Here is a 22825-nt window from a genome sequence, read left to right on the forward strand (position 1 = left end):
GGCGGGACATTTTTCGCACACAAAAAAGAGCAGAGATATGTCCCTGCTCTTTTTTCGTGCCTGTTTTAGCTTATACGACGTAGCCGCCTGCTTCGATCACGCGATCAGCAATCGCCCGCTTCAATCCAACGGTGTTGATCGGTGTGCGGCGAGTCAATTTTTTCAAAATGGAGAGACGCAGGCGCAGTTCATCGCCTTCTTCCATCGCAGCGAGCGCTTCTTTGGCCCACGCCTCAACGCGGTCAAACGCTTCATGCACATACACTGCTGTCAGCGCGAGCTTGTGCTGCTCGGCTTCCAGTCCGTTTGCGGCAACCGCTTTTTCCGTACGCTTCACGATGCTGTCCATCGCGTACAGCTCGATCAGCATGTCGGCAGCAAAAGCGAGCAGCTCCTGTTCTTTGGAGATCGCTTGCTGGTATTTCATCAGCGCAGAGCCTGCGACCATCAAAATGATTTTGCGAGTCATGCCGAGCAGATGCTTCTCGACAGCAAGCGGCGCATCCTCGATTTCCTCCGGGTAGTAGCTCATCAGCTCGGCTTGCAAGCTCGTCGCTGCTTGCATGAGAGGCAGTTCGCCTTTCATCGCCTTTTTCACCAGCGTATCCGGGATGAGCAAGCGGTTGATTTCATTCGTCCCTTCAAAAATCCGGTTGATCCGCGAGTCGCGGTACATGTTCTCAATCTCGTATTCCGACATGAAGCCGTAGCCACCGTGGATTTGCACGCCCTCGTCCACGCAGTAGTCCAGCACTTCCGTAGCAAACACTTTGTTGATCGAGCATTCGATCGCGTAGTCGGCAATCGCCTTCGCTACTTCCGCGCCGTCATCCGCTTTCTCGCCCAGGCGGCTAAGCGCGGTGTCGAACAAGCCAACCGTCCGGTAGACGGAGCTTTCTGCGGCGTACGCTTTGGTAGCCATGTTCGCCAGCTTGTTTTTGATCAGCGTGAAGTTGGCGATAGGTGTTTTAAACTGCTTGCGTTCCTTCGCGTAGTTCGTCGCCAGCTCCAATGCTTTTTTCGCCGAGCCGACCGCCCCAACAGCCAGCTTGTACCGGCCTACGTTCAAAATGTTGAAGGCGATGACGTGGCCTCTGCCCGGCTCGCCCAACAGGTTGGCTACCGGAACAGGCACATCCTGCAAAATGACCGTACGAGTCGAGGAGCATTTGATGCCCATTTTTTTCTCTTCCGGGCCAAACGATACGCCCGGGAAGTCCCGCTCCACGATGAAAGCCGTGAACTTCTCGCCGTCAATTTTTGCGTACACAATGAACACGTCTGCAAAGCCTGCGTTGGTGATCCACTGTTTTTCCCCGTTGAGAATGTAATGGGTGCCGTCTGCGGAAAGAGTCGCTGTCGTCTTGGCGCCAAGCGCATCAGAGCCGGAGCCTGGTTCGGTCAGGCAGTACGCTGCGATCCGTTTTCCATACGCCAGATCGGGCAAGTAGCGCTGCTTCTGATCCTCGTTCCCGAAGTACACAATCGGCAAGGAACCGATTCCCACATGGGCGCCGTAGCTCAGCGCGAAGCCGCGTGCGAGCGAAAATTTCTCGGTGACGAGCGCGGTGCTGACTTTATCCAGACCAAGCCCATCGTATTTCTCCGGCACATCGCCAGCCAAAAGTCCCAATTCCCCTGCTTCCTTCAGCAACCGCACGGAAATGTCGAAGCTGTGCTTTTCCAGTTCCTCCAGATGCGGGCGAACTTCATTGACGACAAAATCTTCCGTCGTTTTCGCGATCATTTTTTGCTCGTCGCTGTACTCCTCCGGCACGAATACATCGTCAGCCGAACCAGCATCAATCAAAAAGCTCCCACCGCGGATCAATTCTTTTGTATCTGCCATACTATCCCTCTCCTTTTATGAAAATAGACGTACCTACTCTCCGACCATTTCAAAAACGCCAGCGGCCCCCATTCCTCCGCCAATACACATCGTAACCACTCCGTATTTGCCGCCCCTGCGCTTCATTTCGTTCAGAAGCGACACGGTCAGCTTGGCTCCGCTGCAACCGAGCGGATGGCCCAGTGCGATAGCGCCGCCGTTGACATTGACCTTTTCCGGGTCGAGACCAAGCTCGCGAATCACCGCGATCGACTGGGACGCAAACGCTTCGTTCAGCTCGAACAAATCCACATCTTCCAGGCCGATTCCTGCCAGCCTCAAAGCTTTAGGGATAGCGACAACCGGACCGATTCCCATCACATCCGGGTCGACCCCGCCTACCGTAAAGGAACGGAATTTGGCAATCGGCTGGACACCCAGCTCGGCTGCCTTTTCGGCTGACATCACCAATACTGCTGCCGCTCCATCGCTTGTTTGCGACGAGTTTCCGGCTGTTACGCTGCCCTGGACGTGAAAGACAGGCTTCAGCTTGGCGAGCGCTTCCAGGGACGTATCTGCACGAGCGCCTTCATCCTTGTCAAAAATAGCTTCACGAACATGCACCTTGCCCGCGTCATCGACGGAGTAATTTTTCACGGTCAGCGGAACGATTTCGTCCTGGAACTTGCCTGACGTGATCGCTGCCGTCGCTCGTTGATGGCTGCGGAGGGCAAATGCATCCTGATCTTCTCTCGTCACGCTGTATCGTCTTGCTACTTCCTCTGCCGTGTGCCCCATGCTCATGTACGCTTCCGGCTTCGTTTCGACCAGCGCCGGATTCAGCGCGACCTTGTGGCCGAGCATCGGCACCAGACTCATGCTCTCCACCCCGCCTGCCACCAGGACGTCAGAGCTGCCGACCATAATTTGCTGCGCTGCATAGGCAATAGTCTGCAAGCCCGAGGAGCAAAAACGGTTGATCGTAATTCCCGCTACATTCGTCGGCAACCCGGCGCGCAATCCGATCAGTCGCGCCATATTCATGCCTTGCTCCGCCTCCGGTACGGCTGTTCCCATAATGACGTCCTCGATGTCCGCCGGGTCCAGCTGCGGGACGCGCCGCAACAAATCGGAAACGACCGCCGCTCCCATATCGACTGGATGCACGTCCCTGAGGCTTCCTTTTTTCGCTCGGCCGACCGCTGTGCGGGCTCCTGCGACGATAACTGCTTCTCTCATCGTTATCCCTCACCCTCCCCTAGTTGCGCAAAGGCTTGTTTTTCGTCAGCATATGCTGCATTCTTTGCTGGGTTTTCGGCGTCTTGATCAGGGCAAGGAACGCTTGCTTCTCCAGCTCCAAAATGTAGCTTTCTGTCACTTCCGTACCCGCCGGCACATTTCCGCCGGACATGACATAGGCGATTTTGCTTGCGATCAGCTCATCGTGCTCGGAAATGTAGCCGCTCTTTCTCATCGCGTAAATGTTTTGGCGCAAATTGGCGTAGCCCGTCTCCCCGATCACGCGGATTTTGCGCGGCGCAGGCGGCGTGTAGCCTTCTTGGTCCATCGCAAGCACAAGCTGTTTCGCATCGTACAAAAGGTGGTCCGCATTGACACTGATCCGGTCGGTCGGCCGCAAATAACCGAGATTGATTGCCTCCTGTCCGCTGGTCGACACTTTTGCCATCGCAATCGTTTCAAAAGCTCTTGCGACGAACGGGAACGGATCAACTGGCATGCTGCCTCCTTCCGGCACGTTTTCCATCGCCCTAAACAGCATTTCCTTCGTTCCCCCGCCGCCTGGCAACAGCCCGACACCGACCTCGACGAGTCCGAGGTACGTTTCTGCCGCTACTTGTACACGGTCAGCGAGATAGGTCACCTCGACGCCGCCACCGAGCGTCATGCCGAAAGGTGCTGCGACGACTGGACGGTGCATGTAGCGAATCGCGCGAGCGGCTTTGTGGAAGTTGCTGACGAGCATGTCTAGCTCCAGCCAGTTTTCATCCTGCGCCTCCATCAAGGCCATCGCGAGATTCATCCCGACGCAGAAGTTTTTGCCCTGATTGCCGATGACCAGACCCGCGAAGTTTTTTTGCACCTCTTCCGCAGCCTGGTTCGCCATTTGCAGCACATCCAGACCGAGCGCGTTATGGGGAGAGGTAAATTCCAGACACGCAACGCCGTCGCCAAGATCGATCAACGCCGCGCCTGCATTTTTCTTGATCAGCTTGCCTTGTTCTTTGAGGGCAGCGAGATTGATATTTTTCTTGTCTTCCTCTATCGCTTTATACTTGCCGCCGATCGAAAAGGCTTCGCGCCGTCCTTCCGCTTTCTGATAGAACGTCGTTTTTCCACTTGCCAAAAGCTCCTCGACCAGCGCCGGAATCTGTTCGTTCTCCGCGCGCATTTTGGCGACTGATTTTTCCACGCCGATCGCATCCCACGTCTCGAACGGACCAAGCTCCCAGCCGAAGCCCCATTTCATCGCCTGATCGACTGCGACGATGTCATCCGCGATTTCGTAAGCTTTTTCAGCGGAATACAGCAAAACTTTCTTGAAGACGCTCCAGACAAACTCGCTGCCCTTGTCCTTGCCGTATGCGAGCGCGCGCAGTTTTTCCGGCAACGTTTTTGCCGTCTTCGCAGCATCTAGGGAAGGGTACTTCGGCTTCACGCTCGGGCGATACTCCAAGGTGTTGATATCGAGCGCCAAAATTTCTTTTCCTTGCGCCGACTTGACCTGCTTGAAAAATCCTTGCCCGGCCTTTTGACCGATCCAGCGCTTCTCCACCATCTGCAAAACAAACTCCGGCACCGCAAAAACAGCCCGTTCCGCTTCATCCGTGCTCTTGTTGCGGACGTTCCCCGCCACGTGCACATAAGTGTCCAGACCGACGACATCCAGCGTGCGGAACGTGGCGCTTTTCGGCCTGCCGATGACCGGACCAGTCAACGCATCGACTTCATCCACTCCCAGGCCGAGGCGCACCATCTCGTGGATCGAGACTTGCAGCCCGTATGTACCGATGCGATTGGCGATGAAGTTCGGCGTGTCCTTGCAGACAACCATGCCTTTTCCGAGCACATGCTCCCCGAATTGCTTCATGAACGAGACGATTTCCGGATCGGTATCATGCCCCGGGATCAGCTCCAAAAGCTTCAGATAGCGCGGCGGGTTGAAAAAGTGCGTGCCGAGAAAATGCTTGCGAAAATCGTCCGAGCGCCCTTCTGCCATCTCGTTGATCGACACACCGGATGTATTCGAAGTGACGATCGTCCCTGGCTTGCGATGGGCTTCTACCTGGGCGAAGACGCTTTTCTTCACATCGAGATTTTCCACGACTACTTCGATGATCCAGTCGACTTCTGCGAGGAGTGGCAGATGATCCTCGAAGTTGCCTACCGTGATCAGTTCCATGTTCTTTTTATCGTAAAGCGGTGCCGGCTTTTCTTTCAAAAGCCTGTCTTTGCCCGCTTGTGCAATCCGGTTTTTGACGACAGAATCAGCCAGTGTCAGTCCCTTTTTGCTCTCGTCCGCCGTCAATTCCCGTGGCACGATGTCAAGCAAATAGGTAGGAATCCCGACGTTTGCCAGATGAGCTGCAATTCCCGCACCCATGACACCGGAACCGAGAACCGCCGCTTTGCGAATTTTGCGTTCCATCTCCAAATCCTCCTTTAGAAATCCTCTGTCGAGGCTACTCACGGTTGTTGCCATAATCCCATAATTTTCTGACTACTAGATCATTTTATTTACTTCTACCATTCTTAAAGATATTCCTGTATGCAAAAGCTCATGTCTTAGTTGAATGAATACTCATTCAGTAGATGGGCCAAAAAATACATCTCGCATATTGGCTAAAGTTCCCGCCTTGAGATGTCAGATCCGGCTGCCACTTACTGAGTCACCGTTCAGTTTTATTGTAATCGAAAATTCTGTCATTTGCAATCGTCACTTGTCGGTGCGGCATTTAAAAAAATCAGGGCATCCATCGCGAATGCCCTGATTGCTTTGTCTATTTTTCGCTGTAGATTACCGCAGTAATTTTGCGTCCAAATGCATTGGCGTCTGCCTGCTCCAGCTTGTATTCGATTTGAAAATCTCCTTTTACCGGATCGGGATAAAAACCGATCAGCCAGAGAATTTTCGGATCATTGATGTCTACTTTGCTCGTGATCGTTACCGGGCCGTTGTACTTGGGAACTTGCGGGAGCGCGGCCATGCTTTTCAATGCGTCAGGACTAAATACGACGGACAAACGGGCCTGATCTTTTTTCTCCCAGGCCAAATTGGCTGAACGCAAATACAACTGAGCGATTTTTTGCTGCTGATTGATCGCGGCACGAAATTGGGCCAGCGTGTCTATGCGATAATAATCAAGCAAGCGCTTCATGACTACAGCGTATTCTGCCCGCGTCATGACCTTGTCAGGCGAGAATGTCTTTTCCGTCAAAAACAGCTGAAACTCTCGAATAGCCAATGGGTAAGGCGAGTATGTATCGCGGTAATACCGATCCTGCTTCCACTCATAGAAGCTGTCGAAGTACGTAGCCGCGTCCTGTGGTTTTAGATTGGCTGTTCTGAATTTTTGCGGTGCAAGCACATGGAAGAGCAACAGGCTGGCCTCTTCTCTAGACAGCGACTGCTGCAAAGCTGCACTGGACAGCCACCATTTCGGATTTTCTTTCTGTTGCTTTTTGATCAACTGACCGCTTTCAGCGAGATACAAGTAATAGAGCATCCTGTCGCCAGGATCGTACGTCGACAGGGCATTTGTCTCGACTTGCCAAACCGTTTTCATATTGACCAGCAGCTGTTCTACTTCCCCCCGGAGCAGAAAGTTGTAGTCAAGATTTTCCTTCCGCTGCGGAAGATCGAGCGAACCGTATACTTTCTCAACAACGCGATTGAGCAGCGCCAAAGCTTCGCCGCGTGAAATCGGCTTGTTGGGATAAAACAAGTGTTTGCCGTTCGACTTGATAATCCCCAGGCTCGCCAGTTCATTAATTTGTTGCTCTGCCCAGTGTCCATCGATGTCGTCAAAACCAGCGGCGGCATTCGCTCCGCTCGTCCACACAGCCTGAACAAGCAGCCATGCCATCAAAAAACAGAGAGCAAAACGCTTCATCATGTTTGCAGTTACTCCTTTCTCCTTTGCCAGAGTCTTTATTCCCTTTTCCCTTGCGAGCGTCGCCCCGGAACCGACTATAGTCCCGAATGCAAAACGATCTCCCTTACATGTATCGGGCGGTATCACGCACTTCTTTATACCCTCTTTTCGCAAAATGTGCTCGGTAAAACGTCATAAGCAAAAAAAGCCGCGCTCCATCAAGGGGAGAACGGCTTTTGCAAGCATCCTAGCGTATCCTCACTCTTCGATCTTTTCCAGCCATCCTGGTCCTTTGGCAACAAGCAGTCTGTAAATCAAAAAATCGAGGAGTACAAAAAGCACAAAAAGTCCCAAAGCCGTGACCCAAAGCGAAGCCCCGATCAGGAAGTTAGCCACAACGACCAACCCTCCCGCCACCAAGCCGATCATAAACAGCAGCAACGTATTCATGTTTTGCTTTACTGCTTCCTGTTCTGAACCCCATCCAAGCTTGGGATGAAGCAGATCAATCGCGATGCCTGCCAGGTTGGTGAACAGCACGGACGGAATCACGCACAAGGCAGCGAACAAGAGGAACTCGCCAGGCAGCGCCAGCAGCCAGGCAGCTTCGGCCAGCAGCACAAGAACACTGATGCCACTGAGGAGCAATCCCGGCAGCACCTTCGCCAATATCAGCTGCCCAGGCCCGATCGGCAATGTTTTATTGTAAAAAAACCCTTGCCCATCTCTAGAGATGGCTGTTACCGATGTACTATTCATGCTGCCCAGTATCAAAAACGCCCCGAACACGATCGCCAGGCCGATCCCGCCCGCCTGCTCGCCTTGCATGAGGCTTTGCAAATGCGCAATCAGCTTTTCGCTATCCTCTCGTGCCAAAAGCGGCAGCAAAACAAGGAGCGGAACGAGGATGCTGGATAACGTACAATTCAGCAAAAACGCGGGCGTTCGCCAAAGTATTTTCCATTCTTTTAAAAAGTAAGACGCAAGCCTGGAGCGCTCACGGATCAGCTTTTGAAAAGCGGCCGCACCGACCATTTTTCGCTTGGCCACCGCTTCGCTGATTCCCATTACCCCGGCAAAGTAAAAACGGTTTCCAATCACCAGAAACACGCCGAAGCTCGCCAGTGCCACCAGCAGGAAACTGGCGAGAAAGCCCCAGGAGAGCAACGTTCCGCTGTTTTGCAGGGCGAGGGCTGCCAGCTTGCTTGCCGGAAAGAACTGCGTAATCATGTTCAGCAGTCCGTTTTCCTGGCTGACGATCATCTGTTGCAACTGTTCAATGCTGTCCGCCTTGCTGCTGACCTGACGCTGCACAAACATCTGGAAGCCGAGCGCGACACCAATCGCCAGCAAACCGCTGATCAAGCGGAAGCGTTCCTTGCTTTTGCCTACGTTTGTGAAGCGCATGAACAGCATGACGACGAGAGCCGCCATCACGAGCGGCAAGATCGGCACCAGCAAAAAAATGAACAGGGCAAACAAATAGTAAAAAAAGCCCCCTCCGCTCTTCACTCCGTATGTTATCAGAAGCGGCCCCAGCAAGACCAGTGCCGTAAGATACTCATAGACCAGTGCAACCAGGAATTTTGCACTGAGAATGTGCCCAGGCGACAGAGGCAAAGGCAATAGCTGCTCCACATCCTGCGAGTAGTAAAAAACGCTCAGAACGTACAAAATTCCGAACATAAAAATCGCCAGGGAAGCCACTGTCACCCCGAGTCCGAGCAATGCGGCCTGCTGCCCGATCAGTTCCAGCCCGTCATATAGCGCGGAAAGAAAGACGACAGCCCCGAGAATCATCGGGATCATTCCCATGGCAATCGCAATCATAATCAGGACCGTCTTCCAGGCGCTGGCTTTTTGCTTCGTCCCTCCTGCGTTTTTGAGCAGCACTTTTGTCAAACCCACTACTTTATTCATGCTTGGTCAACTCCAGGAACAAGCTTTCCAGCGACACGTCCGACTGAAAATGCTGCTGCATCTCTTTAAAGGTGCCACAAAACAAAATTTTCCCCTTGTTGATGATCGCAACCCGATCACACAACTTTTCGGCCACCTCAAGCACGTGGGTGGAGAAAAAGACGGTCCGTCCACTGTCTGCATGCTCCCGCATCATTTCTTTCAACGTAAACGACGATTTCGGATCAAGTCCTGTGAGCGGTTCATCGAGAATCCACACTTCCGGATTGTGCACGAGCACGCCCATGATCATGATCTTTTGCCGCATGCCGTGCGAATAGCTCTGAATGGAATCGCCCAGTGCGCTCGTCATGTCGAATCTTCTGGCCAGCTCCATGATTCTCTGCCCCCGCACTTCTTTTGGCACCTGGTACATATCGGCCATGAAGTTGACGTACTCCAGCCCCTTGAGCCGCAAAAACTGATCGGGACTATCGGGCACATAGCCAAATTGCTGTTTGGCTTCAAGCGGGGTCGTGCCAATATTTTTTCCGTTAATCGTGATCTCGCCTTGGTCGGGGCGAATCACTCCTGTCACCATCTTGATCGTCGTTGTTTTTCCGGCGCCGTTTGGGCCAAGAAACCCGAATATCTCGCCTTTTGGCACGGTCAGCGTCAACTGGTCGACTGCTTTTGTCGCACCGTTGTAGCTTTTTGTCACATTCACCAGTTCAATCATGTTTGTCCCTCCTAGCCCGCGCTCTTTCCCAGCCTGTTTCCAGCAGCTTCCACCTTATGTATACGAACGGTCTTGCCCAAAAGTTGCGAATACGCAAAAGAGCCGTCGGTTTCTCCCACGGCCCCTGATGTATTCTGCCCGGCACGAGCCAGCAGATACCTTACGTTTTTTCGTTTTAGTTTTGCGGCACAAAGCTGCCGTCGCGCAGCATGGTCAACTCGCCCATGATAAAAGCCAAATCCTCGGATTCTCCCATCGCTCCGCTCTCATCCAACGCTTCCAGACGGCGCAGCAGCATATTGGCGAAGTCAGGAATTTGAATAGGATGTGCTTCCATGTCAGCATCGTCGAGCACGTCATAGCTGGTCAGCGCTTCCAGATGGGTAACGATCCGGAATCCGCCGATTTCCCCCAAAAACTCTTGCTGGTTGATTTTCGATTTTTCCAGTTTTTGCAGCATAGACAGTACATCATTTGCTACTACGCTCGGAAAAGCTACCTGGTAAAAATTACGGTTTTTGGCATCGACCGTTTTGATGATCAAAATATCAATACCGTCCGGTTTTTTTGCCTTTTTTCCAAATCCAAACATTTATTTTCCACCTCAATTGTTCGATCTGCACAACTCTCTTCATGATAGACATAATCCGTGTGTCAGACAACCCCTATCCTGTTTCCTTTTTCCGCGCAAACCTCATCCTTTGGCAACTGGCAGCTTTTCTCTTGGTTATTGATCTCTTTTCCCACACACGCTAACAGGAAACTACCGTTTTTTCAAAAGAGGTGCGCCATGAAAAACAACTGGAAAAACTGGGTGATTTTTCTTTCTCTTTCCTTGCCTCTGTTCTCTGTCGGCTGCACGATGCCCGCCAAAGAGGAGAGCAAAAGCAAGACGAAAGCCCAAAACAAGCCTGTGAAGCTGTCCGCTATTCAGAAGCTCGGCGACAACAAAATGGACGTTGTGCTGTTTTTGAACCGCGCAGAGCATGTACTGGAAGAAGTGTATTTCGCGGCGCTCGACAACGCGAAAGGCAAAACCGTCTACGAAGATGGGCTGGTCTTCCGGGAGCTGCCGAAGCAATTTGAGAGCAAAGACAAAATCGTCGGCTACTTCGGTCGTTATTGGAGCATGCCGCTTGCTCTGTCCATGTACGACAAGCTGACTACCAAGCTGATCAAGGACAAAGTATTTGTCGCCATTCCGCGCGTGGACTATCCGGTTCTCATCTCCGTGCGCAATACGACAGTAGCCAAAAGCAACGGCGAGTTGGATGTCACGGTGCAGGACGCAACCGATTCGTCTTTTGCCTCCGACCGCACGCTGCGCTACCGTCTCGTCCGCGATCAGAAGACGAAGCGCTTCGAGATCAAGGCCAGATCGGGAGCATATGGCAGCGAACAATTTCAATAACCCTCTTGACATTTCTTGTGGGCCTACAGAATAATAGTGAATTAATAAGCGCATAGTGATCGGCAATGACGGGGAACAGTAAAACCGCCCTTCAGGTCCAGAGAGCGAAATCCAGCGGCTGAGAGGTTTCGCCCATGAATCGGTTCGAACCCACCCCAGAGCATCCAGGGAAGACCTGGACAGGTTTCTTTCACCTGTTATCAAAGAAAGAGAGCCGGATGTTTGCGACTGGACTTCCCTGTCCGCAAACGTCAAATAAGGTGGTACCGCGTAAGGCTAAACATGCCCTTTCGTCCTTAATCAAAGAGACGATTGGGCTTTTTTTATTGTCCTAGCTAGGAGGTTAAAGCATGAAGAAGGGAAAATTGCGTCTCGTTGTCAAAGTGGGCAGCAGCTCGATTGCCGCTGTGGGCGGTGGAGTTGATCCCGCAAAAATGTCGCTGCTCGTCGCAGCCATCAGCAAGCTCCGCGCGGCCGGGCATCAGGTTGTACTCGTTTCTTCGGGAGCAGTCGCAAGCGGTTATCAAAGTCTCGGCTATCAGCAGCGCCCCCGCTCGTTGGCAGCAAAGCAGGCTGCCGCAGCCATCGGCCAAAGTCTGTTGATGCAAACGTACACGCAAATGTTCGCTGCCCACCACTTCAGCGTGGCGCAAATTTTGCTGACGCGGGGGGACTTCTCGCACCGGGAGCGGTATCAGCACGCTTTTCAGACGCTGTCGCTTTTGCTCGACAAAAACATTTTGCCGATCATCAACGAAAACGACACCGTATCGGTCGCAGAGCTGACCTTTGGCGACAACGACATGCTCGGCGCACTGGTCGCAGGCTTGGTACACGCCGATTTGTACATGATTCTCACCGATACGAACGGACTGTATGACAAAGACCCTCGCTACCATCCTGACGCCCAGCGGATCAGCTCGCTTGCAGAAGTCACGGACGAAATCGAGGCACTGGCAAAAGGGGCGTCGCAGCTAGGTACTGGCGGGATGCGCTCCAAACTGATTGCAGCGCGAACGGCGCAAGGTCTGGGGATTCCAAGCTTTATCGGAAAATTGGCGCAACCAGCAGATCTCGTGCAAGCGCTGGCAGGCAACGGCGATGGCACTTATGTCGGCTATCACCCGGAAGCTCCTTCCTCCTCCGGCGTTTCTACCCGCAAACAATGGATTGCGCTGCACTCCCCTGTTCGCGGCACGATCACGGTCGACAGCGGAGCGGCAGAAGCGATTTTAGAGAAAAGCCGCAGCCTGCTTCTTGCGGGGGTGCGCGAAGTCTCAGGGAAGTTCGCGGAAGGCGAAGTCATTGAAGTGTATTGCGACGGTTCCCTGATCGGACGGGGCGTCAGCAGATATGGCGCTGACCAGTTGCTCGCTTCTCTTTCTCCTTCCAACTTGACGCGACGCAGCGGCACAGTCATACATCGCGATGAATGGACACCGACACGGTAAGCGTTTTTTAGCGCCTTTTTATAGACAAAGAGACAAAGAACAAGGAGTTGGGGAGAAAATGAAAAGCTTGAAGGAAAACGTGCTGGCACAACTCTCACTGGCAAAGCAGGCTTCGCGGCAGATGGCTCTGCTTGGCCGAGCGGAAAAAGACAAAGCTCTCACGGAAATCGGGAAAAAGCTGCTGGCAGACACTAAGATCATTTTGGCAGCCAACGAACAAGATATCGCCAAGGCGGAAGCTGACGGGCAACCCGCTTCCTATCTCGATCGCTTGCGTCTGACGCCTGCGCGGATGACAGATTTGGCAGACAGCCTGACTTCGCTGGCGGCTCTTGACGATCCCGTCGGGCAGCAAATCGACTCATGGACCCGGCCCAACGGTCTTGTCATCGAGCAAGTTCGCGTTCCGCTTGGCGTCATCGGCATGGTGTACGAAGCCCGGCCGAATGTCACGGTAGATGCGGCAGCGATCGCGCTCAAAACCGGGAATGCCATCGTCCTGCGCGGCAGCCACAGCGCGGTTCACAGCAATCTGGCGCTCGTCCGCTCGATTCGCGAAGCGCTGGCGGTCGCTGGCCTTCCGCAAGAAGCTGTCCAATATTTGCCTTTTGCCGAACATGAATCTGTCGACGTTTTATGCACCGCCAACGGACTCGTGGACGTCATCATTCCTCGCGGCGGCGCCGGGTTGATTCAGCGGGTGCTAAAGCTGGCAAGCGTGCCTGTGTTGGAGACAGGGGTGGGCAATTGTCACATCTACGTGGATCAAGCCGCCCGCTACGACATGGCGGAAGCAATCGCGGTCAACGCCAAAACAAGCCGGCCTGCCGTTTGCAACGCTGCGGAAACGCTGTTGATCCATGCAAGCTGGGCGCACGATTCCCAGCGCTCCCTTTTGCAGAAGCTGCTGGCAGCCGGGGTCGAGTTGCGCGTCTGCGAAAAGACGCGAGCAGTTCACCACGATCTCGCCGACTTGTTGGTCAGCGCTGAGCCGACTGACTGGGATACGGAATACTCCGATCTCGTCCTGGCTGTCCGCACGGTGGACAGTCTGGCAGAAGCGATTGAGCACATCGCCACACATACCACAGGGCATTCCGAAGCAATCGTGACGGAGGACTTGGAGGCAGCCCGGCACTTTTTGGCTTCCGTCGATGCTACTGCCGTCTATCACAATGCGTCTACCCGCTTCACCGATGGCGGCGAATTTGGCTTCGGGGCCGAGATCGGCATCAGTACGCAAAAATTGCACGCTCGCGGGCCTATGGGACTGCCTGCTCTCACCTCTTACAAATACGTCGTGCGCGGCACGGGACAAATCCGCTAGTCCAAAAGGAGGATAACAGCTATGAGCAACCAAGCAACCGCCATCACAAACGGACGAATCGGCTTTCTCGGAGCCGGCTCCATCGTCGAAGCGATGCTCTCGGGAATTTTGAAAAAAGGCTTGATTCAGGCTGAGCGAATGACGGTCACAAACCGGAACAACCTCGAACGGCTGGAGGAGCTGGCTACTGCCTACGGCGTAAGCACCTCGACGGACAAATTCGCAGTAGCCCGCACATCCGATATATTAATTTTGGCAATCAAGCCAAAAGATGCGGGGGAAGCGCTGATGGAGCTTCGCGGAAAAGTGTCTCCCCATCAGTTGATCATTTCCGTAGTCGCTGGCGTTTCCACCAGCCTGATCGGGGAATGGCTGGGCGTTGACTGCCCGATCATTCGCACGATGCCCAACACTTCTTCTGCTGTCGGGCTGTCCGCAACCGGGATGAGCGCCAACGCTTTTGTTCAGCCAGAGCAGCTTACTCTCGCTACGCGCCTGTTCGAAGCGATTGGCACCGTGTACGAAGTCGCGGAAGAAGAGCTGGATATTATCACGGGTCTGTCCGGCAGCGGTCCCGCCTACATTTACTACCTGGTCGAAGCCATGATGGGCGCTGGTGCGACAGCGGGACTGGATCGGGAAATGGCCCGCCAACTGACGCTTCAAACCGTAATCGGAGCCGCTACGATGCTGCTGGAAACAAGAGCGGAGCCAGCCTTGCTGCGCAAGCAAGTGACCAGTCCGGGAGGAACGACGCAGGCTGGGCTTGCCGTGTTGGAATCGTATCAATTTCAGGAGGCCGTCACCGCCGCGATTTTGCGGGCGACAGAACGGTCCAGAGAAATGGGTGCCGAGTACCGCTAAGCTTTTGTCCCTCTTCTGCTTCTTGTATAATAGAAAAAAACAGTCGAAGGAGGGATTCCATGGAAATCTACGCCCTGTACGGAACCAGTGGCACAGGAAAAAGCTCCAGCGCACTAGAACTCGCCCATCGCATGAACATCGACGCCATTATTGACGATGGCATCCTGATCTACCAGGGGCGCAAGGTGGCCGGAACCTCCGCCAAATACGAAAAGACGAAAATCCAGGCTGTCAAACGGGCGATTTTTCATTACGAGGAGCACGCCGAGGAAGTGCGGCGCAGTCTCGAACAGCATCAACCGGGACGGCTGCTGATTCTCGGCACGTCCCAGCGCATGATCACCCGGATTGTAGAGGCGCTGCATTTGCCCGCTTCCATCGAATACATTCCCATCGAATCGATCAAACCGCCGCAGGAAATCGAGGCTGCCCGCTATGTACGGGAAACGATGGGCAGACACGTCATTCCGATTCCGCGCGTCGAAGTGGAAAAAGACTTTTTGCAACGGCTGATCTCCTCCGCCACCCAAATATTCAGTTCGAAAAAAGAGGTCATCGGAGAATCGACCGTCGTGCATCCGCCTTTTTCCGGCGGACGGATCGTCATTCACCCGCAAGTTTTGCGCAAAATCGCTCAGGCTACATGCAGCCGCTATGAGGAAGTCAGCCAGGTCGTCAAAGTGCTGTTCTCGTTTGAAGATTTGCCGCGGCTTCAAATTACATTGGCGCTCAAGCTGCCTTATTTGACGGATATAACCAAGCTCGTCCGCGACATTCAGGAGGATTTGCACAAGGAAGCAAGCTTTTGCCTGAATATCGCTCCTGCCAGTATCGACATCCAGGTCGCCTCGCTGGAGCTGTCTCATTCGTAATATATGGAACCGATCCTGCGCTGATCGGTTCTTTTTTTTGCCGGAAACAGGCAGGGTTACTTGCTTCGGAGTTGTCCATCCTATACATGTATCTCAACATGAAAGGAGCAATCAGATGCCATCCATCATGTCTTCCCTGCCTTTTACGCAAGCGCCGATTCCCGAGCCGCCCAAAGTCATCTCGACAAAAGACTTGAGCTATATAAAGGACGCGCTCTCCTGGGAGCTGCTTGCCTTTAAGAAGCTACATTTCTTTGCCCAGCAAGCGACTGACCCGGATGTAAAACAATGTCTGGAGAAAACCGGACGCATGCACCAACAGCATTACCAGAAGCTGCTCTCCCATCTCCAGAACAACAACACAGCGATCATGGCTACCTTGCCGCAGACGCAATCCCAACAACAGCAGCAACAAATGCAGTAAGGGAGGGAAAATGACGATGCCAAACCAAAATCAGATCGCCAATCCGCAATCCGGTCAACTGCCACAAGTCAAAGGTCCGCAAATGAACGACCGCGACTTTATCAACGACTGCCTGGCAACATGCAAATACGTGACCGACGGCTTGAACGTCGCTGTTCGTGAAGCGAGCCACCAACAGCTGCACGCCGATATGATGCAGATGCTGGATGAAACGCACCAATCAGCGCGGGAAGCGTACAACTTGATGTTCCAAAAAGGCTGGTACAAGCTCGAAGCGGCAGAACAGCAAAAGCTGGAGCAAGCGTACCAGCAGTTCTCCGGGTATTCCACCCAGTTCCCTTATCATTAAGCCTGCTCACGCAGCATCCGTCTTGGACAGCCACGGCCCGTTCTGTTTTGCGGGTCGTGGCTGTTTTGCGCTGACAATCTGGCGCAATTCATTTTCATTGATCGCTTTTCACTCGCTTGCCCTCAATAGCTTGGCGACAGTGTGTAGCGCCCGCTCCATTTCTGCCTCATCTGCATACGCATAAGACAAGCGCAAATGCTGGCTGTCCGTCTGGTCGTACACATAGCCAGGATTGAGCAAAATGCCTTCCGCCAAAGCTTGGGTAAACAGCTTGCGCATCGACACAGCCTGGCGCAAGCGGAGCCAGACGTAAAATCCTCCTTGGGGAACATGCCAGTCGGCCAAATCGCCAAACCAGCGGGCAAGCAACTCGCACATGCGATCTCTTCGCACACGCAAGGACTGGCGAATGTGCCTCAGATGACGCTCGTAGCGTCCTGACGTCAGCCACTCGGTTGCGGCCCATTGCGAGAGGGCGCTGGAGCCGTAATCAATCTGCATTTTCACATCAGCCAGCCGTTCGATGACCGGCTGCGGCCCGACAATCCAGCCGATCCGCAAGCCAGGACTTAGCGTCTTGGACAAGCTGCCCATGTAAAGCACCAGCCCGCTTCGATCACTCGCTTTCAGCGGAGCAGGTCCCGGCGCGTCCAGCCACAGCTCCCCGTACACATCGTCCTCCAAAATCGGCAATTGCGCTTTTTCGCATGTCGCCATGATCTGGCGTCTGCGCTGTTCGCTCATCAAAATGCTGGTCGGATTGTGAAAGGCGGGAATCGTATACAACAGCGCCCCGTTGTGAAGCTGCTTTTGCCGTGTGAGGGCTTGTGGCGATATTCCTTGTTCATCCATCGGAACACCTGCCAGTCTCATTCCCGAAGACTGAAACAGCGGCAGCGAAAACAAGTAGGATGGCTGCTCAAGCAAAATCGTCGAGCCTTTGTGCAAAATGCCGAGGGAAATCAGCTGCAACGCTTGCAACGCTCCCGATACAACCAAAATCGATGCTGGCGAGGCTGCGATTCCTCGCGTGAGCAGATGCGCGCTGATGGCTTCGCGCAACGGAAGCAGCCCTTTTGGTTCCGGGTAGCCAAGCTGCGTCATTTTTCCCCGCAAATCAGCGAGAACATCCTCCATCTCCGCTGTCGGAATCAACCGCGGCGACAGCTCTCCCGTTCCCAGCCGGATGTAGCGCGGATCTGGCTCGTAGCGATTAATCTCTTGAATCGTCGGCAAATTGGGCAAATGCGTGCCCGACTGCACGTACCCGAGCCAATCAGGAGGCGGCGTAGTGGCCAAGAGCGACCACGAGTTATTGCAGACGACCGAACCGCTGCCGACCGTCGCTTCAATCAGTCCTTCCGCTTTCAGCTCCTCCAGGGCGGTCACAACCGTGCTGCGGTTCACTCCGAAAGCTGCGGCCAAAGCGCGCTGCGCAGGCAGCTTGCTGTTGATCGGCCATTCGCCCCCGGCAATCTTCCCTTTTATATAGGCGACAATCTGGGCATACACAGGCATGTCTCCCGCTTTGTCCGGCTTCCAGTCAATCGTCAGCATCCGTTCTCTCCTCCTCTTACGTCCATTTTACAAATTGGTTGGGATGCGAGCAAACCAATTGGCTGGAGACATTCCGCCCTTCCTCCGCCATAATGTCGGTAACGCAATCACTCATGTGCTTATGGGAAAAAGGAGGAAGAAATCGTGGCCGAAGCCATTTTGCACGGTTTTGTGCTCGCCTTTGGGCTGATTTTGCCGCTTGGAGCGCAAAACGTGTTTGTATTCAATCAAGGAGCTTCGCAGCCTACGTTGTGGCGAGCCGCACCTGTCATTGTTACGGCTGCCGTATGCGATGCCATCCTGATTTTGCTCGCTGTTCTCGGCGTATCCTTGATCGTGTTGACCGTGACCTGGTTGAAAACGGTCTTGTACATAATCGGCGTCTGCTTTTTGCTGTACATGGGCTACTTGACCTGGCGCAGCCGTCCCGATCCGGAAAACAGAGAGAAGGAAAGCTTTTCCGCGAAAAAGCAAATGATGTTTGCCGCTTCGGTGTCGCTGCTCAATCCGCATGCGATCCTCGATACGATCGGCATAATCGGGACCAGCTCGCTCAGCTATGCAGGCACGGAAAAGTGGGGCTTTACGCTCGCCTGCATTCTCGTATCCTGCCTCTGGTTTTTCGGCTTGGCGCTGGCAGGCAGAATCACGGGCAAGCTGGATCGCTCCGGCAGCTTGCTGCGCACATTGAACATCGTTTCGGCGCTGATCATGTGGGGTGTCGCCGTTTACATGGCAAGCCAGCTCCTTTCGCTCTAGATTTGCGAAAAGTGAATAACGAAACCCGCCTCCACTCACACTATGTCTAGTCGACTTACGATGTGGAGGTCTTTTTATGCTTTTTACCAAATCGGATGCCCTTTTGGACGACTTGTACGAAATCGCCAAAAACGTGCATGATTCCGCTGTGTATTTCAACCAATATAAAATCAATTCGCTGGACACCTTAAAAAGCTTTGCCGAGGAAATGAAAGTGCTTGAGTCAAAGGGCGACAAGCTGATCCACGAAATCATTGTGCGCATCAACAAGACGTTCATCACGGCAATCGAGCGTGAAGACGTGATGAACCTGGCGATCAAGCTGGACGATGTGCTGGACGGTCTGGAAGGGTGTGCGGCTCGCCTTTACATGTACGACATCATGGAGCCGGATGAAACGATGGTGCGGTTCGGCCAACTGATCGAGGATTCTACCCAGCAAATTTTGCTCGCCATCGAGCTGTTGCAAAAGCAAAAGCTGCCAGGCATGAAGGAGTACATTATTCGGATCAACGATTTGGAAAGTACCGGGGATGAGCTTGAGCGGGAAAGTATTCGCCGGCTGTTCAAAGCGTCGAGCGATCCGATTCACATTATGCAGTTCAAGGAGATTTACGAGGTACTGGAGGACGTCATGGATCATTGCGAGGATGTCGCTGACGCGATGGAGACTGTAATCATGGGCAATACATAAACCTAGGAGGCTACTCTCATGCATACAAGCCTGCCTCTTGTTGTGGCTGTTATTGTGCTGGCTGTTTCTTTTGACTTTATCAACGGCTTCCACGATACGGCCAACGCGATCGCCACCACCGTCTCGACAAAAGCATTGCCGCCGAAAACGGCTATTGCGCTGGCTGCCGTGATGAATTTTGTCGGCGCTCTCGCCTTTACCGGAGTCGCGAAAACGATCGGAGGAAAAATCGCCGATCCCGCCAAGCTGGAATTTGGCGTATTGATCGTGCTGGCTGCGCTGTTGGCCGCGATCTTCTGGAACCTGGTTACGTGGTGGTACGGCATTCCCAGCAGTTCTTCCCACGCGTTGATCGGCTCAGTCGTGGGAGCGGTTCTCACTTCGGCCGGCGTGCAGCAAATTAACTGGAACGGCTTCATCGAAATTTTCGAGGCGTTGATTTTGTCGCCGATCATCGCGCTCGTCGCCGCTTTTGTGTTGATGAAGCTCGTTTACGCCGTGTTTCGCAGCATCCACATCCCGCCCGCCAAAGTGAACCGGGGCTTTCGTTACTTTCAGATCGTCACCGCCGCCCTGCAATCTTTTACACACGGAACGAACGATGCACAAAAAGCGATGGGCATTATCGTCTTTGCCCTGGTAGCTGCTGGCTTGCATACTGATACGGCGACCATCCCGTTTTGGGTCCAGCTGATTTGCGCGATATCGATGGGGCTTGGCACCTCTGTTGGCGGCTGGAAAATTATCAAGACCGTCGGCGGCAAAATTACGAAAATCGAGCCGATCAACGGCGCAACCGCCGATTTAAGCTCCTCCACGATCATTTTTACCTTTACACAACTGGGGCTTCCGGTCAGCTCCACCCATGTGATTTCGTCGGGAATTATGGGCGTCGGGGCGGCAAAACGGCTGAAAGGGGTCAACTGGGGCGTCGCCAAGCGAATCATCATTACGTGGTTTATCACCCTCCCCATCTCCGCGCTGCTTGCTGCTTTCTTTTACTACGTGTTAAGCCTGTTTTTTTAATGGGGGGCTGTATTCAAAGCCGCCTTCGCGAATGTGATCGCCAGTACGCCATCTGAATCAGCTTGATGTACAATGGGGAAAAGACATTCGGAGGAATAGATCATGCCGATTCGTGCAGAAAAACCGAGCGATTATCTCGCAACCGAGCAAGTAGTACAAGCCGCCTTTGCCGATGAGCCTTTCAGTGATCACAGCGAGCATCTTTTGGTTTCGCGCTTGCGAGCATCCGACGCATTCATCCCTGCCCTGTCACTCGTCTATGAAGAGCACGACAGCATCATCGGACATTTGTTGCTGAGCAAAATCGAGATCGTTCACGCTGGCGGCTCCTCCCATCAGGCGCTCGCCCTGGCTCCCGTCTCCGTCCTCCCTTCCCAGCAAGGAAAAGGAATCGGGACTGCGCTGATCAACAAGTCGATCGAGATCGCCAAAGAGCTTGGGTATACAGCGATCGTCGTGCTCGGACATGCGAAATACTACCCCAAGTTCGGCTTCCGTCCCGCTTCGCAATGGGATATCCGCGCTCCTTTTGAAGTGCCGGACGAAGCATTCATGGCGCTGGAGCTTGTTCCTGGCGGTCTGGATGGCGTCCATGGAACGGTTCGCTATTCTCCAGCGTTTTTTGCCTAAGGCAAGCGCAAGCGGCCCTCAAGCCTGCTCCCGGCCAAACAGAAAAAGCAAGCCTTCCCCTGCTTGCCGGGAGACGGGACTGACCCCCAAACAGAAGACTTCTTGCTTTTCCCACCTCTACTGCCGCTTTTCTTGCAGCAACTTCACACTCTCTGCCAAAAACGCCTCGTCTCTCCACTTCTCCTGCACTTCGGACCGCCACTTGTCTGTCGTCAACAGCGACTTCAAATCCAAATCGTCTCCAAACGCTTTTTGAATGTCGGCGCGGGCAATCGTCAGCGTCTCGTCCACGAACTGGTACTCGATGATTTGCAAATTGTCAATCAGGGCAAAAGCCGCAACAGAATTGTACAGCAGAGCTTGCCTGATCTTTTTCTCGTCGGAACGCAACTCGCTGGCTTCGTACTTGACCTCAATCGCAAATTGCTCGGGACGCAGCTGAAACGAGCGCCGCTCATTGCTCAACGGCAAATGGTTGAACAAATTCAGGTTGGAAACCGCCCCCATGTATTTGTGCTTGTACGGCAAAATCGTTTGCAAATCGTGTGTCAGCGGATTTTGCTGGTCTTCCAAATACTGTTTGGCAGCAAGCTCTCTGTCAGGAATGATGACGCCCTGAATCAAGGCAAACATCCCCAAACCGATTACCGCGAGCAAAACAATCAGCTTCGTTCTCATCTCAATCTTCCTCCCTCGCTTCGCACTGCATCATCACATCTGGGACGACGTGCAACAACAGCGGCACGATGATAGAGACGAGGGGCAACACATACTCTACGGCGACCGTGGCAAACTGATACGGCCCGGACAGGCTGATCTCCCTGGCGAACCAAATATCGCTGCCAAAATGCAGCGCTGTCGTATACGCAACCGATACAGCCATATACAATCCCCACAGCAACCAGGCCGTTTTTCGCAAAGTAAAAGCAGAGCGAAGGCTCAGCTCGACAGCTTTTCGCTTGCCAGTCTTCCGATTTATCCCGAGCAAAACAGCAAACACAGCTCCTTCCAGCAAACAAAGGGCAAGCAAACTGTGATTCAGCAAAATGCCCATTCCCCATATCCGCAGCGGCATCGTCAGCACCCAGGCGACCAAGGTGTACAAAAGCGCGCGCTGTACCAGCTCCTGCAAAAAGATCGCGACGTATACCTTGCGCTTTTCCCCGACGAGCTGATCCGCCGAGGGAAGCTGCTCGATGGCGACACGCATCGCTTCTTCCAGCTCCATCCCGTCTGCGACCAAATCCGCGACTCGCGCTTCCAGATTGCTCAGCATTTCCCACTTCAACTCTTCTATCTGGTTGCTCTTTTTGTATTTGTAAAACAGCTTTTCCACATGAGCTTGCAGATGTTCCATCACGCTTCCTCCTGTCTGGCGATCAGCTTGTCTATCAACCGTTTGGCGACCTGCCACGAAGCGAGCGCGCTTGCATATGCCGCCCTGCCTTCTGCGGTGATCTGATAATATTTGCGCCTGCCGCCCTGACTTTCATCGCCCCAATATGACGAAATGAGCTTTTGCCCCTCCAATCTTTTCAGACTGGTGTACAGGGAAGGCTCCTTCAATTCATATTGCTGCTCGCTGTTTTGAAAAATCGTTTTGATGATCTCATATCCGTAACTGTCTTTTTCACACAAAACCCGCAGAATGATCGTATCGATGTGTCCGCGGATCAAATCGCTGCTAATGCCTTTGTCACTCATCCGGCTCACCTCGCAAGTACAGCATAGCACATATTACTATGTGTGACAAAGTAATATGCGTGAGATAGATTGAATCGCTCTGTTCCGCAAAAAGAAAAAGCCCTCTTTTTCAAGAGAGCTTTTCACTATTCACTCCTGCAAGGCACAGACCTTTCGCCCGCCATGGCAGCATTTCGC

Annotated in this window: 22 protein-coding genes; 11 read left to right on the top strand and 11 right to left on the bottom strand. The window is 53.4% G+C overall.

All coding sequences use genetic code 11. The features are described 5' to 3' along the window. Positions 1-70: 70 nt before the first annotated feature. The 7 genes from HP435_RS23875 to HP435_RS23905 all read right to left on the bottom strand — a co-directional run bounded on the left by HP435_RS23875 (position 71) and on the right by HP435_RS23905 (position 10172). A complete protein-coding gene (locus HP435_RS23875) occupies positions 71-1849 on the bottom strand; it encodes an acyl-CoA dehydrogenase family protein (protein ID WP_122964414.1) in 1779 nt (592 codons plus the stop codon). A 33-nt stretch (positions 1850-1882) separates the two neighbouring features. Further along, entirely contained in the window at positions 1883-3067 is a 1185-nt protein-coding gene (locus HP435_RS23880; RefSeq protein WP_173598514.1) for an acetyl-CoA C-acetyltransferase, read from the bottom strand. A 19-nt stretch (positions 3068-3086) separates the two neighbouring features. Continuing rightward, on the bottom strand, positions 3087-5495 hold the full coding sequence (locus HP435_RS23885) for a 3-hydroxyacyl-CoA dehydrogenase/enoyl-CoA hydratase family protein (protein WP_173598515.1): 2409 nt from the start codon (positions 5493-5495) through the stop codon (positions 3087-3089). Positions 5496-5847: 352 nt separating this feature from the next. Then, the gene (locus HP435_RS23890) at positions 5848-6963 is read right to left on the bottom strand and encodes an S-layer homology domain-containing protein (RefSeq protein ID WP_173598516.1); all 1116 of its coding nucleotides are present in this window, start codon (positions 6961-6963) and stop codon (positions 5848-5850) included. A gap of 237 nt (positions 6964-7200) precedes the next feature. Next, the gene (locus HP435_RS23895) at positions 7201-8862 is read right to left on the bottom strand and encodes a putative ABC transporter permease subunit (protein ID WP_173598517.1); all 1662 of its coding nucleotides are present in this window, start codon (positions 8860-8862) and stop codon (positions 7201-7203) included. Next, positions 8855-9580, bottom strand: a complete 726-nt coding sequence (locus HP435_RS23900) for an ABC transporter ATP-binding protein (protein ID WP_122964409.1) — start codon at positions 9578-9580, stop codon at positions 8855-8857. Before HP435_RS23900 ends, HP435_RS23895 begins: the two co-directional genes overlap by 8 nt. Before the next feature lie 175 nt (positions 9581-9755). Further along, a complete protein-coding gene (locus HP435_RS23905) occupies positions 9756-10172 on the bottom strand; it encodes a hypothetical protein (protein WP_122964408.1) in 417 nt (138 codons plus the stop codon). A 198-nt stretch (positions 10173-10370) separates the two neighbouring features. Here HP435_RS23905 and HP435_RS23910 point away from each other — a divergent pair, with 198 nt between their 5' ends. The 7 genes from HP435_RS23910 (at position 10371) to HP435_RS23940 (ending at position 16278) form a co-directional block, all read left to right on the top strand. Then, positions 10371-10991 carry a hypothetical protein gene (locus tag HP435_RS23910; RefSeq protein WP_122964407.1) on the top strand — a complete coding sequence of 207 codons (621 nt, stop codon included), beginning with the start codon at positions 10371-10373 and terminating at the stop codon, positions 10989-10991. 350 nt (positions 10992-11341) lie between these two features. After that, entirely contained in the window at positions 11342-12442 is a 1101-nt protein-coding gene (proB, locus tag HP435_RS23915; RefSeq protein WP_122964406.1) for a glutamate 5-kinase, read from the top strand. Positions 12443-12500: 58 nt separating this feature from the next. After that, the gene (locus tag HP435_RS23920; protein WP_122964405.1) at positions 12501-13769 is read left to right on the top strand and encodes a glutamate-5-semialdehyde dehydrogenase; all 1269 of its coding nucleotides are present in this window, start codon (positions 12501-12503) and stop codon (positions 13767-13769) included. Between the two features lie 21 nt (positions 13770-13790). Beyond that, complete coding sequence (proC, locus tag HP435_RS23925) at positions 13791-14633, top strand: pyrroline-5-carboxylate reductase (RefSeq protein WP_173596700.1); 843 nt, start codon at positions 13791-13793, stop codon at positions 14631-14633. Positions 14634-14692: 59 nt separating this feature from the next. After that, entirely contained in the window at positions 14693-15505 is an 813-nt protein-coding gene (locus HP435_RS23930; RefSeq protein ID WP_122964403.1) for a hypothetical protein, read from the top strand. 115 nt (positions 15506-15620) lie between these two features. Then, positions 15621-15929 (top strand): ferritin-like domain-containing protein, encoded by a 309-nt coding sequence (locus tag HP435_RS23935; RefSeq protein ID WP_122964402.1) that lies wholly within the window; start codon positions 15621-15623, stop codon positions 15927-15929. 16 nt (positions 15930-15945) lie between these two features. Next, the gene (locus HP435_RS23940; RefSeq protein ID WP_122964733.1) at positions 15946-16278 is read left to right on the top strand and encodes a spore coat protein; all 333 of its coding nucleotides are present in this window, start codon (positions 15946-15948) and stop codon (positions 16276-16278) included. 108 nt (positions 16279-16386) lie between these two features. Here the strand turns inward: HP435_RS23940 and HP435_RS23945 are convergent, their stop codons facing one another. Further along, entirely contained in the window at positions 16387-17835 is a 1449-nt protein-coding gene (locus HP435_RS23945) for an aminotransferase-like domain-containing protein (RefSeq protein ID WP_173598518.1), read from the bottom strand. A 144-nt stretch (positions 17836-17979) separates the two neighbouring features. Between HP435_RS23945 and HP435_RS23950 the strand changes: the two genes are divergently transcribed. From HP435_RS23950 to HP435_RS23965, 4 genes are all read left to right on the top strand, one after another. Then, the gene (locus HP435_RS23950; protein WP_173598519.1) at positions 17980-18594 is read left to right on the top strand and encodes a LysE/ArgO family amino acid transporter; all 615 of its coding nucleotides are present in this window, start codon (positions 17980-17982) and stop codon (positions 18592-18594) included. Between the two features lie 76 nt (positions 18595-18670). Next, positions 18671-19288: a DUF47 domain-containing protein gene (locus tag HP435_RS23955; RefSeq protein WP_173598520.1), complete on the top strand. Its 618-nt coding sequence runs from the start codon at positions 18671-18673 to the stop codon at positions 19286-19288. An 18-nt stretch (positions 19289-19306) separates the two neighbouring features. After that, the gene (locus HP435_RS23960) at positions 19307-20314 is read left to right on the top strand and encodes an inorganic phosphate transporter (RefSeq protein WP_173596697.1); all 1008 of its coding nucleotides are present in this window, start codon (positions 19307-19309) and stop codon (positions 20312-20314) included. A gap of 102 nt (positions 20315-20416) precedes the next feature. Beyond that, the gene (locus HP435_RS23965; RefSeq protein WP_173598521.1) at positions 20417-20944 is read left to right on the top strand and encodes a GNAT family N-acetyltransferase; all 528 of its coding nucleotides are present in this window, start codon (positions 20417-20419) and stop codon (positions 20942-20944) included. Between the two features lie 117 nt (positions 20945-21061). Here the strand turns inward: HP435_RS23965 and HP435_RS23970 are convergent, their stop codons facing one another. Genes HP435_RS23970 through HP435_RS23980 form a run of 3 tightly spaced genes read right to left on the bottom strand, consistent with a single transcriptional unit; the run spans position 21062 to position 22648 of the window. Beyond that, on the bottom strand, positions 21062-21622 hold the full coding sequence (locus HP435_RS23970; protein WP_173598522.1) for a DUF4825 domain-containing protein: 561 nt from the start codon (positions 21620-21622) through the stop codon (positions 21062-21064). A gap of 1 nt (position 21623) precedes the next feature. Further along, positions 21624-22301, bottom strand: a complete 678-nt coding sequence (locus HP435_RS23975; RefSeq protein WP_173598523.1) for a permease prefix domain 1-containing protein — start codon at positions 22299-22301, stop codon at positions 21624-21626. Beyond that, positions 22301-22648, bottom strand: coding sequence for a PadR family transcriptional regulator (locus HP435_RS23980; protein ID WP_122964394.1), 348 nt, complete (start codon positions 22646-22648; stop codon positions 22301-22303). Before HP435_RS23980 ends, HP435_RS23975 begins: the two co-directional genes overlap by 1 nt. Between the last annotated feature and the right edge of the window lie 177 nt (positions 22649-22825).

The sequence above is a fragment of the Brevibacillus sp. HD3.3A genome, from assembly GCF_013284375.2.
Lineage (GTDB): Bacteria > Bacillota > Bacilli > Brevibacillales > Brevibacillaceae > Brevibacillus > Brevibacillus parabrevis.